Below are 20,164 nucleotides of genomic sequence, written 5' to 3' on the forward strand. Positions count from 1 at the left end.
TCCCACGACGACTCCAGCAACAACCGCTGCTGCGGATCCGTCGCCAACGCCTCCCGCGGACTCATCCCGAAGAACCCCGCGTCAAAACCACCCACGCCGTCCAGGAAGGCACCGACGTCCACATAGCTCGTGCCCTTGCGATCGGCGTCGGGGTCGTACAGGGCGGTGAGATCCCAGCCTCGGTCGGCCGGGAACGGGCCCACCGCGTCAGCGCCCTCGGACAGCAGCCGCCACAGACCCTCCGGATCCCGCACCCCACCCGGGAACCGGCACGCCATCCCGACGATCACCACCGGATCGTCACCCACGACCACGGCCGCCGGAGCCGGCGCAACGGCCTCCCCCTCAGCCGCATCGCCCAACAGCTGCTCCCGCAGGTGGCGCGTGAGCAGTACCGGCGTCGGATAGTCGAACACCAGCGTGGCCGCCAGGGGGATACCGGTCGCCATGGCGAGGGTGCCACGGAGTTCGACCGCGGTGAGGGAGTCGACGCCCAGGTCACGGAAGGCACGCTCGGCCGGCACGGCGGCCGCGCCCGCATAGCCGAGGACGCCGGCCGCGCAGAAGCGGACGACTTCCAGGAGCACGCGTTCCTGCTCGGCGGGGGTGAGCCCGATGAGCTGGTCCCGCAGTACGGAGCCGTCTCCGCGGCCGAAGCGTTCGGAGGCGGCGCCGGCGCTCTCGACGGCCGCGTGCGCCTCCGGAAGCGACTCGATCAGCGGGCTGGGGCGTGTGATGGTGAAGAAGGGCGCGAACTCGGACCAGTGGATGTCCGCGACCATGACGACGGGCCTGGGCTCGGCGACGGCGCGGTGCAGGGCCAGTACGCCGAGAGCGGGCTGGAGCGGCAGGATGCCGCCGCGGTGCATGCGCCAGTGGACGACCTCTTCGTCGGCCATGCCGCCGTCGGCCCAGGGACCCCACACGATCGAGGTGGCGGGCAGCCCGGCCGCCCGGCGCCGCTGGGCGAGCGTGTCGAGGAAGGCGTTGGCGGAGGCGTAGTTGCCCTGACCGGTGGTGCCGAGGGTGCCGGAGATCGACGAGAAGAGGACGAAGGCGTCCAGGTCGCGGTCACGGGTGAGCTCGTCCAGATGCAACGCACCCAGCGCCTTCGCCCGCAACACCGTCGCGAACCGCTCCGGCGTCAACGCATCGATCACACCGTCGTCCAGCACACCCGCCGTATGCACCACCGCATCGACCGGATACTCCGCCAACACCCCCGCCAACGCTGCACGATCAGCCGCATCACACTCCACGACCGACACCCGCACCCCCAACCCCACCAACTCATCCCGCAACTCCACCGCACCCGGAGCCCCCAACCCCCGACGACTCGTCAGCACCACATGCCCCGCACCCTCCACCGCCACCCACCGCGCCACCCGCGCACCCAACACACCCGTACCACCCGTGATCAACACCGTCCCCCGCGGACGCCAACCCTCATCCCCACCAACGGCACGGACCCGCTCCAACCGACGACCGAGGACGCCGGAGGGCCGAAGGGCCACCTGGTCCTCCGTGCCTCCGCCGAACAGCACACCCATCAGGCGGGTGACGGCGCGGCGGTCGAGGACCTCCGGCAGGTCGATCAGACCACCCCAGCGATCCGGGTACTCCAGAGCCGCCACCCGGCCCACACCCCACACCGCACCCTGCACCGGATCCACCGGACCGTCCGAACGACCCACCGACACACCACCACACGTCACCACCCACACCCGACCACCCACACCCACATCACCCAACGCCTGAAGCAGGCCGGCGACCACGGAGGGGCCGAGCGGCAGGCCGTCGGCGTCGGTTCCGGCGAACTGGGCGAAGACCAGTACGCCCTCCACGGGGCGGCCCTCCGTGGCGTCCCGCAGTCGGTCGGCGAGTGCGGCGCGTTCGGTGCGGGCGGGAGTGGGGACGATCGTGACCCGGTCGGGCCCTCCGAGAGCCGTGGCGAGGGTGGTGACCTCCGGCGCGTCGCCGTCGTGGGCGTCGCGGGCGTCGTGGGCGTCGGGGAGGAGGAACAGCCAGCGGGCGTCGGTGGCGGCCGGGACGCCGGCCGGCTCGATGGCGGCGGGCTTCCACACCACCTCGTAGGCGAGCGCTTCGACGGCGGTCTCCTGCTGCTGTCGCCTGCGCCAGGAGGCCAGCGCCGGGACGACCGCGCCGATCTCCTCGGCCGGCAGTCCCAGGGTCCGTGTCAGGGCGTCGACGTCCTCGCACTCGACGGCTTCCCAGAAGCGGTCGTCGACGGTGTCCGCCGCGGTCCGGGCGGGCGTCTCGGCCGTGCGCGCGGCGGGGGTGCCGTGGTCGAGCCAGTAGCGTTCGTGCTGGAAGGCGTAGGTCGGCAGGTCCACCGCGCGGGTGGCCGGGGCGGTCCCGAGCGCCGGGGTCCAGTCGACGTCGACGCCCTGCGCGTACAGCCGGGCCAGGGCGCCGTACAGACCGGGGACTTCGGGGCGGTCCTTGCGCAGCGCGGGTACCAGGAGCGGGCCGGGACCTGCGGCCCGGTCGTCGGAGAGGCAGGTGCGGGCGAGGGCGGTGAGGGTGCCGTCGGCGCCGAGTTCGAGGTAGCGGGTGACACCCTGCTCGCGCAGACGGCGTACGTCGTCGGCGAAGCGTACGGGCTGCCGGACGTGGGCCGCCCAGTAGCCGGCCGCGCAGAGTTCGCCGGGGTCGGCCAGCGTGCCGGTGACCTCGGAGACGATCGGGATCTGCGGACGGTGGTAGGTGAGACTTTCCGCGACGCGCAGGAAGTCCCCCAGCATGGGCTCCATCAGCGGCGAGTGGAAGGCGTGGCTGACCCGCAACGCGCTGGTCCTGCGGCCGAGGTCCCGGAAGTGTCCGGCGATCCGGGACACACAGTCCTCCGCGCCGGAGACGACGACGGACCGGGGTCCGTTGACGGCGGCGATGCCGGCCTCGGTCTCCCGCCCGTCCAGCAGGGGCAGGACCTCGTCCTCGGTGGCCTCCAGCGCGATCATGGCGCCGCCCTCGGGAAGTGCCTGCATGAGCCGGCCGCGGGCCGCGACGAGGCGGCAGGCGTCGTCCAGGGACCACACTCCGGCGACATGGGCCGCCGCCAGTTCGCCGATGGAGTGCCCGGCGAGCACGTCGGGGCGGACACCGCACGATTCGAGCAGGCGGAACAGCGCGACCTCGAAGGCGAAGAGGGCAGGCTGGGTGAACTCGGTGCGGTTCAGGACTTCTTCGTCGTCGCCGAAGACGATCTCCCTGAGCGGCCGTCCGAGTTCGTCGTCCAGGTGGGCGCAGACGGAGTCGAAGGCCTCCGCGAACGCCCCGAACGTGTCGTACAGTTCCCGGCCCATGCCGAGCCGCTGCGAGCCCTGCCCCGCGAAGAGGAAGGCGAGGCCTCCCTCGGAGTCGGCGGTGCCCGCGATCGCGGCGGACGAGGGTTCGCCCCGGCCGACGGCCTTCAGGGCGGTGAGGAGGTCGTCGCGGTCCTCTCCGACCACGGTGGCGCGGTGCTCGAAGGCGGTGCGGGACGTGGCGAGTGCGTGCGCGACCGCGGCGGGGGTCAGTTCGGGGCGGGAGTCGAGGTGTTCGGCCAGCCGGGCGGCCTGGGCGCGCAGCGCTTCGTCGCTGCGGCCGGAGAGCAGCCAGGGCACGGTGGCGGATGGGGGGCGAGGGGCGGGCGGGGGTTCCGGGGCGTCGGCGGGGAGGGGTTCCTCCAGGACGACATGGGCGTTGGTGCCGCTGAGCCCGAAGGCGGACACGGCGGCGCGCCGCGGCCGGCCCTCCTCGCCGATCCACTCCCGCTCCTGCGTCAGCAGCTCGACCGCACCCGCCGACCAGTCCACATGCGACGACGGGGCGTCCACATGCAGCGTCCGCGGCAGCACACCGTGCCGCATCGCCAGCACCATCTTGATCACACCGGCGACACCGGCGGCGGCCTGCGTGTGCCCGATGTTCGACTTCACCGACCCCAGCCACAACGGCCGCTCACGATGCTGGCCGTACGTCGCGATCAGCGCCTGCGCCTCGATCGGATCACCCAGCGTGGTACCCGTGCCATGGGCCTCGACGGCGTCGACGTCGGCCGGCGTGAGCCCGGTGCCCGCCAGCGCGGCCCGGATCACCCGCTGCTGCGAGGGGCCGTTGGGGGCGGTGAGACCGTTGGACGCACCGTCCTGGTTGACCGCGCTGCCCCGCACCACCGCCAGCACCCGATGCCCGTTGCGCCGCGCGTCCGACAACCGCTCCACCAGCAGCATGCCCACACCCTCGGACCAGCCGGTGCCGTCGGCGGCCTCCGCGAACGCCTTGCACCGCCCGTCCCCGGCGAGCCCCCGCTGCCGCGAGAACTCCACGAAGGCCCCCGGCGTGGACATGACCGTGACGCCACCGGCCAGCGCCAGATCGCACTCGCCGCCGCGCAGCGCCTGCACCGCCAGATGCAGGGCGACCAGGGAGGAGGAACAGGCGGTGTCCAGGGTGACGGCGGGTCCCTCCAGACCGAGCGCGTACGAGACGCGGCCCGAGGCCAGGCTCGCCGCGCTGCCGGTGAGCAGATGGCCGCGTACGTCGTCCGGGACCTCGGTGAGCGTCGCGCCGTAGCCCTGGTGGCCGCAGCCGACGAACAGGCCGGTGCGGCTGCCGCGCAGCGAGCGCGGGTCGAGGCCGGCCCGCTCGACGGTCTCCCAGGAGACTTCGAGGAGCAGGCGCTGCTGGGGGTCGATCGCGACCGCCTCGCGGGGCGAGATGCCGAAGAAGGCGGCGTCGAAGGCGGCGGCGTCGGACAGGAAGCCGCCCTCGTTGACGTAACTGGTGCCGGGACGCCGCGCGTCGGGGTCGTACAGCGCGTCGAGGTCCCAGCCTCGGTCGGCCGGGAAGGAGCCGATGGCGTCACCGCCCCGTACCAGGAGGTCCCACAGGTCCTCGGGGGAGGTGATGCGGCCGGGGAGTCGGCAGGCCATGGCGACGATCGCGATCGGCTCGTCGTCGCCGCCGTCGGCGCCCGCCGGGACCGGGGCCGCGCCGGGCGTGTCGTGGGCGGACGGCAGGGTGCCGTCGTCGAGCGCGCTCATCAGGTGCTCGGCGAGGGCGAGGGGCGTCGGGTGGTCGAAGGCCAGGGTCGTCGGCAGGGTGAGCCCGGTGGTGGTGGCCAGGAGGTTGCGCAGTTCGACGGCCGTGAGCGAGTCGAAGCCGCAGTCCTGGAAGGCACGGGCCGGCTGGATGCTCTCCTCGGTGGGATGGCCGAGGGCGGTGGCCGCGCTGCGCCGCACCAGCTTCAGCAGCAGCCTGCGGCGCTCGGCGGCTCCCAGCGGGGCGAGTTCCGCGCGCAGGCCGCCGCCGGGTCCGGTGGTGGCGTCCTGGGCGGCCGCCATGGCCCGGGCGGCCTCCGGGATACGGCTCAGCAGCGCGCCGCCCGGCAGTCCCCGCCGTCCGGCGGCGATCCTGGCCCAGTCGATGTCGGAGACCAGCGCCCAGGTGTCGTCGTGGGCGAGGAGGCTGCCGAGGGCGGTGAGCGCGGGTTCGACGTCCATGGGGGTGAGGCCGCCGCGCCGCAACCGGGTCAGTACGGCGGGGTCGTCGGCCATGCCGCCGCCCGCCCAGGGGCCCCAGGCGACGGAGGTGGCCGCGAGTCCTGCGGCGCGGCGCTGTCGGGCCAGGGCGTCGAGGTAGGCGTTGCCGGCCGCGTACCCGGCCTGTCCCGCCGAGCCGAGCGCACCGGCGATGGAGGAGAAGAGCACGAAGGCGGTGAGGGGGGTGTCGAGGTTCCGGGTGGCCTCGTCGAGGTTGGCCGCCGCGCGCAGCTTGGCGCGCAGGACGGTGGCGTAACGCTCGGGGTCCATCGCGGTGAGCGGTGCGTCGTCGAGGACGCCCGCGATGTGCAGCACCGCGGTCAGCGGCCGGTCGGCCGGGACGGTGGCGAGCAGATCGTGCAGCGCGGCCCGGTCGGCGGGGTCGCAGGCGGCGATCGTGACCCGGGTGCCTGACTGCTCCAGTTCCTGCCGCAGTTCGTCGGCACCGGGTGCCTCCGGGCCGCGGCGACCGACGAGCAGGAGATGCTCGGCGCCCTCACGGGCCAGGTGGCGTGCCACGTGGGCGCCGATGATTCCGGTGCCGCCGGTGATGAGCGTGGTTCCGGTGAACCGCGGTGCGGGACGGGTCTCGTCGCCGTCCCGGGTGACGCGCGTCAGCCTGCGGGTGAAGACCGCCGAGTCGCGTACCGCGAGCTCGTTGTCGTCGCCCGGCTGCGCGACGGACGCGACGAGCCGGGCGAGGGCCCGTCCGTCCGGTCGCTGCGGCAGGTCGACGAGGCCGGCCCACAGGTCCGAGTGCTCGACGGCCGCGGTCCGGCCCAGACCCCAGGTGGTGGCCTGCACCGGCCGGGTCAGCCGGTCGGTGGCGCCGACGGACACCGCGGACCGGGTGGCGGCCCACAGCCGTGCGTTGGTACCGCTCGCGGCCAGTGCCTGTACCAGGAGGGTGTTGAGGTGCAGTCCCAGCGGTACCTCGGTGTGGACGCGGTGGGGTGTTTCGGTGAGGGCGAGCACCGACAGCAGCTGGAGCGGTCCGCCGCGGTGTGCCGCGGCCTCGGTGAGCGTCTCCGCGATCCGGGTGTGGTCCGCGTCGGCGGCCACGGCGAAGGGGCTCGCGTCCGCTCCGGCGGCGGTGAACGCCTCGGCCAGGGCCTCGGCCGTCGCGGCGGCGTCCGGGTCGTCGGCGCAGAAGGGCACCAGCCAGGCACCGGTCGGGGCAGCCGTGCGCGACGGCAGGGGTGTCCAGGTCTCCCGGTGCTGCCAGGACTCGGCGGCGGCGCGCCGCATGCTGTCGTGGTGCCAGGACGTGAGGGCGGGGAGTACGGGTGCCAGGACGTCCGGGTCGAGCGCCAGCCGCTCGGCGAGGTCGCGCACGTCACCCTTGCGGACGGCGGCCCAGAACGCGGAGTCGACGGGCTGCGCCGGTCCGCCCTCCTGCTCGGAGGGGGCCTCGGCCGGCCAGTACCGGGTGCGCTGGAACGCGTAGGTGGGCAGCTCGGCAGGGCGCGCCGCGGGGAACAGGGCGGACCAGTCCGGGCTGTGTCCGTGCGCGTGGAGGGTGCCGACCGCGGCGAGCAGGCCGGCCGGCTCCGGCCCGTCCTTGCGCAGCGCGGGCACCACCATGTGCTGTGGCGCCGCTCCCTCCGGTTCCTCGGTCGCGGAGGGCAGCAGCGCCAGGGCGAGGGCGGAGAGGGTGCCGTCCGGGCCAAGTTCGACGATGCGGGTGACGTTCTGGTCGGCGAGGGTGTGGAGGGCGTCGGCGTACCGGACGGTGCGGCGGACGTGCTGGACCCAGTGCTCCGGGGACATCAGTTCCTCGGCGCTCGCGGCCTCTCCGGTGACCGTGGAGACGACGGGCAGGGTCGGACGCCCGTACGACAGCGCTTCGGCCACCGTGCGGAACTCGGCCAGCATCGGTTCCATCAGCGGGGAGTGGAAGGCGTGGCTCACCCGCAGGGCGGTCGTCTTGCGGCCCTCGGCCCGGAAGGAGGCGGCCATCTCCTCCACCGCGCCTCCGTCACCGGCGATCACCACGGAACGCGGGCCGTTGACCGCGGCGAGGCCCACCGCGTCGTTCAGGAGCGGGAGGACCTCCTCCTCGGACGCCTGTACGGCGATCATCGCCCCGCCCTCGGGCAGGGCCTGCATCAGCCGACCGCGCGCCACGACGAGACGGCACGCGTCGGCCAGAGACCACACCCCCGCCACATGCGCGGCCGCGATCTCACCGATCGAATGCCCGGCGAGCACGTCCGGACGTACACCCCACGACTCCAGCAGCCGGAACAGCGCCACTTCGAGGGCGAACAGGGCGGGCTGCGCGAACTCCGTCCGATTGAGACGCTCCGCGTCCTCACCGAAGACAATCTCCCGCAGACTGAAGGGCAGTTCGGCGTCCACCGCGTCGAACGCCTCCGCGAACACGGCATACGTCTCGTACAACTCCCGCCCCATACCCAGGCGCTGGGAACCCTGCCCCGCGAACAGGAACGCGGTACGCCCCCGCAGCGCCGTACCCCGCACCACCCGCGCATCCGCCTCACCCGACGCCAACGCGGCCAGCCCCGCCCGCAGATCCTCCGTATCCGAGCCCACGACCACCGCACGGTCCTCGAACACCGACCGCGTCACCGCCAGCGACCACCCCACATCGACGGCGGAACCGTCCCCACGATCCAGCAGCCGCGCCGCCTGCGCCCGCAGCGCCCCCTCCCCCCGCCCGGACACGGGCCACACCAACACCCCGCCACCGGCACCCTGACCGGACCGTGTGGGCTCCTCGACCGGCCCGGCCTCCTCCAGCACCACATGCGCGTTGGTGCCGGAGATCCCGAAGGACGACACGCCGGCCCGGCGCGGGCGGTCCTCGGCGTGGGGCCAGTCGCGCGGTTCGTCCAAGAGGCTGACGTCGCCCGCCGACCAGTCGACGTGCGTGGACGGCGCGTCGACGTGCAGGGTGCTCGGCAGCAGGCCGTGCTGCATCGCCAGCACCATCTTCATGACGCCCGCCACCCCGGCGGCGGCCTGGGTGTGCCCGATGTTCGACTTCACCGATCCCAGCCACAGCGGTCGTTCACGGTTCTGGCCGTAGGTGGCGAGCAGCGCCTGGGCCTCGATCGGGTCACCGAGGGTGGTACCGGTACCGTGGGCCTCCACCGCGTCCACGTCGGCGGCCGACAGGCCCGCGCTCGCCAGCGCCGCCCGGATCACCCGCTGCTGCGAGGGACCGTTCGGCGCCGTCAGACCGTTGGAGGCGCCGTCCTGGTTGACGGCGCTGCCGCGGATCACGGCCAGCACCCGGTGCCCGTTGCGCCGCGCGTCCGACAGCCGCTCCAGCAGCAGCAGACCCGCACCCTCGCCCCACCCGGTGCCGTCCGCCGCGTCGGCGAAGGGCTTGCAGCGGCCGTCGGTGGCCATGCCGCCCTGGCGGCTGAACTCGACGAAGGCGCCCGGAGTGGACATCACGGCGACGCCGCCCGCCAGCGCCAGGGAACACTCGCCGGCCCGCAGGGCGTGGGCGGCCAGGTGCAGGGCGACCAGGGAGGAGGAGCAGGCCGTGTCGACAGTGATGGCCGGGCCCTCCAGGCCCAGGGTGTAGGCGACCCGCCCGGAGACGACGCTGCCGGTGTTGCCGGTGAGGATGTGGCCCTCGACGCCGTCGGGGACGTCGCGCAGCACGGAGCCGTACTCCTGGTTGCTGCAGCCGACGAAGACGCCGGTGCTGCTGCCGCGCAGGGCGGCGGGGGCGATGCCCGCGCGTTCCACGGTCTCCCAGGCGACCTCGAGCAGCAGTCGCTGCTGCGGGTCCATGGCGAGGGCCTCGCGGGGTGAGATGCCGAAGAAGTCGGCGTCGAAGCGGTCGGCGCCGTGGACGAAGCCGCCCTGGACGGCCGCGCTGCCGCGACCGGTCGTCTCCTGTCCGAACAGGGCGTCGAGGTCCCAGCCGCGGTCGGTGGGGAAGCCCGTCATGGCGTCGGTGCCGTCCGCGAGCAGGCGCCAGAAGTCCTCGGGGGTGTCGGCTCCGCCCGGCCAGCGGCAGGCCATGGCGACGATGGCGACCGGCTCGGTCATCGCCTCCTGCAACCGCTGGTTGTGCTTGCGCAGCCGTTCGTTCTCCCGGAGCGAGGCACGGAGGGCTTCGACGACTTTTTCGGAGGACATGCTCAGCTCCACACTTCGCGCTTCGAGGCAGACAGGGGGCCGGACGGGCCGGCGGGGATCGGACGGGGGCGGTCGCTCAGTCGTCGGCGCCCAGGGCCATCCGGACGAGGTCGTCCACGTCCATGGCGTCGACGTCCGCCTCGGTGCCCTCGGCCGTGGCCGACGGCTCCTGACCGGGGCGGACGGCGGAGGCGGGGGCCGACGCGAGGTCCATCAGCGCGTCGAGCAGCCCCGACTCGCGGAACCTGGTGATCGGGATGGACGAGAGCAGCCTGCGGATGGCCGCCTCGTCGGGTTCACCCGGACCAGGGGTCGCGGTGCCCGGTGCGGCCGGGCCGTCGTCCGTTCCGGCCGCGAAGTGCTCCCGGCCGAGATGGTCGGCGAGCGCGGCGGGGGTGGGGTAGTCGAAGACCAGGGTGGCGGGCAGCAGGACTCCGGTGGCGGCGTTCATCCGGTTGCGCAGTTCGACGGCGGTGAGCGAGTCGAAGCCGAGTTCCTTGAAGGACTGGTCCGGGTCGACGCGGGCGGCGGAGGCGTGTCCCAGGACGGCGGCCACCTGGCGGCAGACCTCCTCGGCCAGCCTGCGGTGCCGGTCGGCCGCGCCGAGCCCGGTCAGTTCGGCGACGAGGTCCCCGCTGTCACCGGGCCGGCCGGCGAGGGTGCGCTCGGCGACGGCGCGGCGGGTGCGGGCCAGGCCGGCCAGCAGGGGCGGTACCGGGCCCTCGGCGCCGAGCCGGGTCGTGTCCACCGCCATCGGCAGACGGACCGCCGCCGGCTGGTCCAGGGCCTCGGTGAAGAGGGCCAGTCCCTCCTTGGGGATGAGGGCCGGCAGTCCGGCGCGTTCCATGCGGCGCAGGTCGGCGTCACCGAGGCCGGCGGTCATGCCGGTGGCCTGGGACCAGGGTCCCCAGGGCAGGGACAGCGCGGGCAGACCCAGGGCGTGCCGGTGCTCGGCGAGGGCGTCGAGGAAGGCGTTGGCCGCGGCGTAGTTGGCCTGGCCGGGGGCGCCCAGGGTGCCGGCGACCGAGGAGAACAGGACGAACGCGGCCAGGTCGAGGGGGCGGGTGAGGTCGTGGAGGTGGGCGGCGGCGTCCAGCTTGGGGCGCAGTACGGCGGCCAGGCGCTCGGGGGTGAGGTGGTCCACGACCGTGTCGTCGAGGACGCCGGCGGCGTGGACGACGGCGGTCAGCGGATGCCCGTCGGGTACGGAGGCGAGGAGTGCGCGGACCTGGTCGCGGTCGGCGACGTCCGCGGCCCGGACGCGCACCTCGGCGCCCAGCTCCTCCAGTTCGGTGACGAGGGGTGCGGCCTCGGGGGCGTCGGGTCCGCGGCGTGAGGCGAGCAGCAGGTGTCGTACGCCGTGCTCGGTGACGAGGTGGCGGGCGAGCAGGGCTCCCAGGCCGCCCGTGCCGCCGGTGACGAGGACCGTGCCGTTCGGGTCGAGCGGTGCGGGGACGGTGAGGACGACCTTGCCGATGTGGCGGGCCTGTGACATGTGCCGGAAGGCCTGCGGCGCGCGGCGTACGTCCCAGGGGGTGACGGGCAGCGGGGTCAGCACCCCGGTCTCGAACAGGTCGACGAGTGCGGTGAGCATCTCGCCGATGCGGTCGGGTCCGGCCTCGATGAGGTCGAACGCCCGGTAGTGGACGCCGGGATGGCGGGCGGCGACCTCGTCGGGATCGCGGACGTCCGTCTTGCCCATCTCCAGGAAGGTTCCGCCGGGGGTCAGCAGCCGCAGGGAGGCGTCGACGAACTCGCCTGCCAGGGAGTCCAGGACGAGGTCGACGCCGCGGTCGCCGGTCGCGGCGCGGAAGGCGGCCTCGAAGGTCAGGTCCCGGGAGGAGGCGATGTGCGGGTCGTCCAGTCCGGCGGCGCGCAGGGCGTCCCATTTTCCGGGGCTCGCGGTGGCGTACACCTCGGCGCCGAGGTGACGGGCGAGCTGGGTGGCGGCCATGCCGACGCCGCCGGCGGCCGCGTGCACGAGGACGGTGTGGCCCGCGCGCACGCCACCGAGGTCGACGAGGGCGTAGTAGGCGGTGAGGAAGACGATGGGCACGGTCGCCGCCTGGGCGAACGTCCAGCCGTCCGGGACCCGGGCGACGGTGCGGGCGTCGGCCACCGCCACGGGCCCGTAGGCGGCGGGGAACATGCCCATGACGCGGTCGCCGACGGCGAGGCCGGTCACCCCGGCGCCGACCTCGGTGATCACTCCGGCCCCTTCCAGGCCGAAGTCGCGGGCCGGGCCGGGGTACATGCCGAGGGCGTTGAGCACGTCACGGAAGTTGACTCCGGCGGCGCGGACGGCGATCCGTATCTCGCCGTCGGCGAGGGCGCGTTCGGCGTCCGGCGCGGCGACGAGTTCGAGGCCGTCCAGGGTGCCCTTGCGGACCATGTCCAGCCGCCAGGCCGTACCGGTTCCGGTGTGCGGGGGGTGCAGGGCGTCGGCCGGGTCGGTGCGGGCGATGCGCGGGAGGTGGACGGAGCCCTCACGGAGCGCGAGTTGGGGGTCGGCGTGGCCGAGCGCGGCGGGCAGGGCGGCCAGTGAGGCGGCCGCGGTGTCGGTGTCGACGAGGACGAACCGGCCGGGGTGCTCGGACTGGGCGGAGCGGACCAGGCCCCAGGCCGCCGCGGCGGCCGGGTGGCGTACGCCGGGGCCGGCGGGTCCGTCCGGCATGAGCGCCTCACGGGTCACCAGCACCAGCCGGGTCGCGTCCAGCCGTCGCTCGGCCTGCAACCGCCGTACGAGGGCGAGGGCGTGCTGTGCCGCCGTGTGCCCCGCCCGGTCCAGCGGGCCGTCGTCGTGGGGCAGGACGGCGAGTACGGTGCCGGGCGCGCCGTCGGCGGCCGCCAGGGCGGTGAGGTCGGCGGCCTCGGTGACGTCGGCGGCGACTCCGGCGGCGGTGAGCAGGGCGGCGAACTCCCGGCCCGCGGCGTCGCCGAGGACGGTGAGCCGGTCCGGGGCCGTTCGGGCGCCGGTGGCGGGCCGTGGCTGCCAGTCGACGCGGAACAGGTCGCCGGCGCCCCGGTCGGGGCGTGCGCGCAGCCGTTCGGGGTCGATCTCGCGCAGGGTGAGGGAGCCGATGGAGGCGACGGGCCGTCCGGTGGTGTCGGCCACGTCGAGGGCGACGGTGTCCTCTCCGCGCACGGCGAGCCGGACGCGTACCGCGGTGGCGCCGGTGGCGTGCAGGCTCACGTCCCGCCAGGAGAACGGCAGCCGGCCGGCCGCGGAGTCGTCCAGCGGCAGGAAGGCGGTGGCGTGCAGGGCCGCGTCGAGCAGCGCGGGGTGCAGACCGTAGTGGGGGGCGTCGGTGTGCGCCTGCTCGGGCAGGGCGAGCTCGGCGTACACGTCGCCGTCGAGCCGCCAGGCGGCGCGCAGCCCCCGGAACACGGGCCCGTAGTCGAATCCCGCGGCGGCGAGGCGGTCGTAGGTGTCGTCGACGGGCAGTTCCTCGGCGTCCGCGGGCGGCCAGGCGGCGAGCGGGGCGCCGTCGGGCTCCGGGAGGGCGCCGGGGGCGAGGATGCCGTCGGCGTGCAGGGTCCAGGGCCGCTCGGGGGTGGCGTCGACGGGCCGGGAGTGCACGCCGAGCGGGCGGTTGCCGTCCGGATCGGGGGCGCCGACGCGCAGCTGCAGGGTGACGGCCTGCCCGGCGGTCAGCACCAGCGGTTCGACCAGGGTCAGTTCGGTCACCCGGTCGCAGCCCACGCGGTCCGCGGCGAGCAGCGCCAGGTCGAGGTGGGCGGTGCCGGGCAGGATGACGTTGCCGCCGACGGCGTGGTCGGCGAGCCACGGCTGGTCGGTCGTGGAGAGGCGGCTGGTGAAGACGTGGCCGTCGGCGTCGGCGAGGTCGACGCGGGCGCCGAGCAGCGGGTGTCCGGCGTCGGCGAGGCCCGCCGCGGCCAGGTCTCCCGCGTTCCGGCCGCCCGTGGCGGGCCAGTAGCGCTCGCGTTGGAAGGCGTAGGTGGGCAGGTCGACGGTCCGGCCGGAGCCGGCGGTGGCGGCGCTCCAGTCGACGTCGGCGCCGTGGGCGTGGGCGCGCGCGAGTCCGGCGAGCAGGCTGTCCGTCTCGTCCCGGCCGGGGCGCAGCAGGGCGAGGGCGGCGGTGCCGGCCGGGTCGGTGACGGCGTCGGCGACCAGCGCGGTCAGAGTGCCGTCGGGGCCCATCTCCAGGTAGCGGCGGACCCCGGCGTCGTGGAGGGCGCGTACGCCGTCGTGGAAGCGGACGGCCCGGCGCACGTGCCGGACCCAGTGGTCGGGCGAGGCGAGTTCGCCGGGAGCGGCCGGCCGGCCGGTGACGTCGGAGATCACGGGCACGAGCGGCTCGTGGTACTCCAGTGTGGCGGCGACCTCGCGGAACTCCCGGAGCATGGGCTCCATCAGCGGCGAGTGGAAGGCGTGGCTGACGCGCAGCCGTTTGGTGCGTCGGCCCCGTTCCTCGATGCGGGCGGCGACCTCCGCCACGGCGGTCTCCTCGCCGGAGATCACCACGGAGCGGGGGCCGTTGACCGCGGCCAGGCCCACCTGGTGCTGCCGGCCGTCCAGCAGGGGCAGGACCTCGTCCTCGGTGGCCTGGAGGGCGACCATGGCACCGCCGGCGGGGAGGGCGTCCATCAGCCGGCCGCGGGCCGCGACCAGGGTGCAGGCGTCGGTGAGGGAGAGGACTCCGGCGGCGTGCGCGGCGGCCAGGGAGCCGATGGAGTGGCCGAACAGGTGGTCGGGGGTGACGCCGAGGCTGCGGACGAGTCGGTACAGGGCGACTTCGAGGGCGAACAGGGCCGGCTGCGCGTACCCGGTGCGGTCCAGCAGCTCTCCGGCGTCGCCGAGGACGGCTTCGCGCAGCGGGGTGCCGAGGACGTCGGCGCCGAAGTGGGCGCAGACCTCGTCGAAGGCGTCGGCGTAGGCCGGGAAGGCGGCGTACAGGTCGCCGCCCATGCCGGGGCGTTGGGCGCCCTGGCCGGTGAAGAGGAAGGCGGTGCGCCCGTCGCGGGCGGCGCTCGCGGTGCCGTCGGGCGGGGTGGCGCCGGAGGCGAGCCCGGTCAGGCCGGCGAGGAGGTCGTCGCGTGCGGTGCCGAGGAGCACGGCGCGGTGTGCGAAGACGGGGCGGGTGGTGGCCAGGGAGTGGCCGAGGTCGGCGGCGGACAGCCCGGGGTGCCGCAGGGCGTGGTCGAGCAGGTTCTCCGCCTGTGCGCGCAGCGCCTCCGGGGTGCGCGCGGACAGCGGCCAGGCGGTCGTCCGGTGGGTGACCGGCCGCCTCGCGGCGGGCGGAGCCGGCTCGGGGGCGGGCGGAGCCTCTTCCAGGATGACGTGGGCGTTGGTTCCGCTGAAGCCGAAGGAGGAGACGCCCGCTCGCCGGGGGCGGCCCTCCTCGCGCTGCCACGGCCGGGTCTCGGTCAGCAGGCGTACGGCGCCGGAGGTCCAGTCGACCCGGCCGGAGGGCCGGTCGGCGTGCAGGGTGCGGGGCAGCTCGCCGTGGTGCAGCGCCAGCACGGTCTTGATGACGCCGGCGACGCCCGCGGCGGCCTGGGTGTGGCCGAGGTTGGACTTCACCGAGCCGAGCCACAAAGGCCGTTCGCGGTCCTGGCCGTAGGTGGCGAGGAGGGCCTGTGCCTCGATGGGGTCGCCGAGGACGGTGCCGGTGCCGTGTCCCTCGACGGCGTCGACGTCGGCCGGGGTGAGACCGGCGTCGGCCAGCGCGGCCCGGATCACCCGTTCCTGCGAGGGGCCGTTGGGGGCGGTCAGCCCGTTGCTGGCGCCGTCGGAGTTGACGGCGCTGCCGCGCAGCACGGCGAGCACCCGGTGTCCGTTGCGCCGGGCGTCGGACAGCCGCTCCACCAGCAGCATCCCCGCGCCCTCGCCCCAGCCGGTGCCGTCCGCGCCGTCCCCGTAGGCCTTGCAGCGGCCGTCCGGAGCGAGACCGCGCTGGCGGCTGAACTCCAGGAACGCGGCGGGGGTCGACATCACGGTGACGCCGCCCGCGAGCGCCAGGTCGCACTCCCCGGCGCGCAGCGCCCGCGCCGCCCAGTGCAGGGCGACGAGGGAGGAGGAGCAGGCGGTGTCGACGGTGACGGCGGGCCCCTCCAGGCCGAGGGTGTAGGAGATGCGGCCGGAGACGACGCTGGCGGCGTTGCCGGTGCCGAGGTAGCCGTCGACGTCGTCCGTGGTCGTGCGCAGCAGGGCCGTGTAGTCCTGCCCGTTGGTGCCGGCGAAGACGCCCGTGCGGGTGCCGCGCAGGGTCCGCGGGTCGACGCCGGCGCGCTCCACGGCCTCCCAGCACACCTCCAGGAGGAGCCGCTGCTGCGGGTCCATGGCCAGGGCCTCGCGCGGCGAGATGCCGAAGAAGGCGGGGTCGAACCGGTCGACGCCGGACAGGAAGCCGCCGGTACGGGTGTAGGTGGTGCCCTCGTGGTCGGGGTCGGGGTGGTACAGCGAGGTGAGGTCCCAGCCGCGGTCCTCGGGGAATCCGGTCAGACCGTCGCCGCCGGAGGACAGCAGGTCCCACAGCCGTTCGGGGGTGTCGGCGCCTCCGGGGAGCCGGCAGGCCATGCCGACGACGGCGATGGGTTCGTCCGTGTCGGCGTGCGCGGGCCGGGGCGTGGCGGCCGTCCGGGCGGGACCCTCACCGGCGGGCAGCGAGCGCAGCAGGTGGGCGGCGAGGGCGGCCGGGGTGGGGTGGTCGAAGGCGACGCTGGGCGCGAGCCGCAGGCCGGTGCGGCGTTGCAGCGCGTTGCGCAGGTCGACGGCGGTCAGCGAGTCGAAGCCGAGGTCGCGGAAGGCGCGTTCGGGGTCGGCTGCGGGGGTGTCCGCCGCGTGGCCCAGCACGGCGGCGATCTCCGCCTGGAGGAGCCGCAGGACGGCGGCGGGGCGCTCGGCGGAGGGCAGCGCGGCGAGGGTACGGGCCAGTCGTCCGCCCGACCGGGCGGGTCCGGCGGTACGGCGCGCGGCGGCGGCCGGGTCGCGCAGCAGGGCGGGAGCGGGGGTGGCGGCGGCCCGCGCGGTGGCCAGGTCCAGCCGGACCGGCAGGAGCACCGGGCGGTCCTGGGCCGGCGCGAGGTCGAGCAGGCGCAGGGCGTCGGCGGTGGGCAGCGGGGCGATGCCCGCACGGGCCATCCGGGTGCGGTCGGCGTCGCCGAGCCCGGCCGTCATGCCGCTCTCCTCGGCCCACAGGCCCCAGCCGAGGGCGAGCGCGGGCCGTCCCTGCGCCCGCAGGGTGGCGGCGAGCGCCTCCAGGAAGGCGTTGGCGGCGGCGTAGTTGCCCTGGCCGGGGCCGCCGAAGGTGGCGGCGGCGGACGAGAAGAGCACGAACGCCGTCAGGTCCAGGTCCCGGGTCAGCCGCTCCAGGTGCACGGCGGCGTCGGCCTTGGGCCGCAGCACGGCCGACAGGCGGTCCGGGGTCAGTGCGGGGATCACCCCGTCGTCGATCACCCCGGCGGCATGGAAGACGGCGCCGAGGGGGTGTGGTCCGGGTACGGCGTCCAGGAGCGCCGCGAGCGCGGCGGGGTCGGCCACGTCGCAGGCGGCCACGGTGACCTCGGCGCCGGCCTGTTCGAGGTCGGCGCGGAGTTCCTCGGTTCCGGGTGCCTCGGGGCCACGGCGGCTGGTGAGGAGCAGATGCCGTGCTCTGTGCGCGGTGACCAGGTGCCGGGCGACGGCCGCGGCGACGGTGCCGCCCGCGCCGGTGATGAGGACGGTCCGGTCCGGGTCGAGGAGCGGTCGCGTCGAGCCGTCCGGGTGGTGCCGGGTGAGGCGGGCGGCGTGGACGCGACCGGACCGCAGGGCGATCTCCGTCTCGCCGTCGTGCGCGGCCTCGCAGATGGCGGCGAGGAGCGCCTCGGGGTCGGTGCCGGTGTCCGTGTCCGTGTGGGCGCCGGTGTCGGTGGCCGTGTCGGAGTCGGTCTCGGTGGCCGTGTCGGTGTCGGTCTCGGTGGCCGTGTCGGAGTCGGTCTCGGTGGCCGTGTCGGAGTCGGTCTCGGTGGCCGTGTCGGAGTCGGTCTCGGTGGCCGTGTCGGTGTCGGTGTCCACGAGGAGGAAGGAGCCCGGGTTCTCCGACTGTGCCGAGCGCACCAGACCGCGCACGGCGGCCGCGGCGAGATCGACGACCGGCTCACCGGGCCGGACGGCCACCGCGTTCCGGGTGAGCAGGACCAGCCGGGAGCCCGCCGTGCGCTCCTCGGCCTGCCAGCGCTGGAGCAGGTCCAGGGCCGCGGCGGCCGACTTGTGCACGGCGGCGGGCAGGTCCGCGTCAGCCCCCCGGCAGGACACGAGGACCAGGTCCGGCACGGACGCGCCCGGGGCGGCCAGGGCGGTGAAGAAGGCGTCCGGGTCCGGGTGGCGGTCGGCGTCCGCCGGGGCAGGTCCGGCGCCCACGACGGCCACCGTGGGCCGGTGTGCGGGCGCGGCAGCCGGGGGCAGGGCGGTCCAGTCGACGACGAACAGATCGTCGCCGGCGAGAGCGGGGACGGTCAGGGGCAGTTCGTCCACGGGGGTGAGGGTGACCGCGCCGACGGTGGCGACCGGGGTGCCGGACTCGTCGGTGAGGTCCAGCCGCAGGGCGCCGTCGGAGCGGGGCCGGAGCCTGACCCGCAGCGCCTCGGCACGGCCCGCGTGCAGCGTGCAGTCCCGCCATGTCACGGCGAATCCCCCGGGCCCGCCGAGCGCGGCGGCCGCGTGCAGGGCCGCGTCGAGCAGCGCCGGGTGCAGCGCGACCCGCAGGGCGTCCGCCCGGAACTCCTCCGGTACGGCGACCTCGGCGTAGGTCTCGTCGCCGGCCCGCCACACGGCGGTGAGCCCCCGGAAGGCGGGGCCGTGGTCCAGGCCGCGGGCCCGCGCCGCCTCGTAGATCTCCTCGAGCTCGTCGGGGTCCAGGGCGTGGGCACCGGGCGGCGGCCAGGCGCCGGCCGGTGCGTCCCGTACGTCCTGCACCGGCGGCTCCGGGGCGGCGCCGGAAGGCGCGAGGACTCCGCGGGCGTTACGGGTCCAGGGCCGGTCGGGCGCGCTCGCCTCCTCCTCGGTCCGGCCGGCGGCGGACGGGGCGGGCCGGGAGTGGCAGGTGAACGCCCTGACGCCGTGCTCGTCCGGGCCGTCGAGGACGACCTGGATCTCCACGGGCCGGTGGCCGTCCAGGACCAGCGGGCGCTCCTGGTCGAGCTCGACGACATGGTGGCACCCGACGAGTCCGCCGAGATGCAGGGCGAAGTCGACGTACGCGGCCGTGGGCAGCACGGTGGCGCCCGCCGCGGTGTGGTCGGCCAGCCAGGGGTGCGTGCGGGTGGAGAGCACGGTGGTGGACACCACGGAGGACGAGTCCGCCAGGGTCACCGCGGCCCCGAGCAGCGGATGGCCGCCGGGGCGTCGGCCCGTGCCGGGCGCCGGATCGAGCCAGAGGCGCCGCTGCTGGAAGGCGTAGGTGGGCAGGTCGACCGTCCTGCCGTCGGGGAACAGCGCGGACCAGTCCGGGCTGTGTCCGTGCGCGTGCAGCGTGGCGACCGCGTGGAGCAGTGTCGTCGCCTCCGGTGCCTCCTTGCGCAGGGTGGGCGCGAGGACGCGCCGGTCGTCGTCGAGCAGGGTGCGGGCGAGCGCGGTGAGCGTGGCGTCCGGCCCGAGTTCGACGAACCGCGTGGCCTTGCTCCGGGCGAGGGTGCGCACGGCGTCGGCGTACCGGACGGTGCGGCGGACGTGCTGGACCCAGTGCTCCGGGGACATCAGTTCCTCGGCGCTCGCGGCCTCTCCGGTGACCGTGGAGACGACGGGCAGGGTCGGACGCCCGTAGGTCAGGCTCTCCGCGACCTCACGGAAGGCCGCGAGCATCGGTTCCATCAGCGGCGAGTGGAAGGCGTGGCTGACGCGGAGGGCCGTGGTCCTGCGGTCCTGGGCACGGAAGTGCGCGGCCACCTCCTCCACGGCTTCGCGACCACCCGCGAGCACGACGGCTTGCGGGCCGTTGACCGCGGCGAGGCCCACCTCGGCACCAAGCAGCGGCAGCACCTCCTCCTCGGACGCCTGTACGGCGATCATCGCCCCGCCCTCGGGCAGGGCCTGCATCAGCCGACCGCGCGCCACGACGAGACGGCACGCGTCCGCCAACGACCACACCCCCGCCACATGCGCGGCCGCGATCTCACCGATCGAATGCCCGGCGAGCACGTCCGGACGTACACCCCACGACTCCAGCAGCCGGAACAGCGCCACTTCGAGGGCGAACAGGGCGGGCTGCGCGAACTCCGTCCGATTGAGACGCTCCGCGTCCTCACCGAACACAATCTCCCGCAGCTCGAAGGGCAGTTCGGCGTCCACCGCGTCGAACGCCTCCGCGAACACGGCATACGTCTCGTACAACTCCCGCCCCATACCCAGGCGCTGGGAACCCTGCCCCGCGAACAGGAACGCGGTACGCCCCCGCAGCGCCATACCCCGCACCACCCGCGCATCCGCCTCACCCGACGCCAACGCGGCCAGCCCCGCCCGCAGATCCTCCGTATCCGAGCCCACGACCACCGCACGG

The 20,164-nt window shown here is 75.2% G+C and carries 2 protein-coding genes; both read right to left on the bottom strand.

Going from position 1 to position 20,164, the window contains the following annotated elements; translation table 11 throughout:
* Positions 1-9,668: type I polyketide synthase (locus tag ABZ490_RS50470; RefSeq protein WP_359007223.1), on the bottom strand; the 9,668-nt coding region annotated here is incomplete at its 3' end.
* Between the two features lie 76 nt (positions 9,669-9,744).
* Positions 9,745-20,151, bottom strand: coding sequence for an SDR family NAD(P)-dependent oxidoreductase (locus ABZ490_RS50475; RefSeq protein WP_359007226.1), 10,407 nt, complete (start codon positions 20,149-20,151; stop codon positions 9,745-9,747).
* Between the last annotated feature and the right edge of the window lie 13 nt (positions 20,152-20,164).

It is taken from the genome of Streptomyces sp. NPDC005811, from assembly GCF_040630405.1.
Taxonomy (GTDB): Bacteria; Actinomycetota; Actinomycetes; order Streptomycetales; family Streptomycetaceae; genus Streptomyces.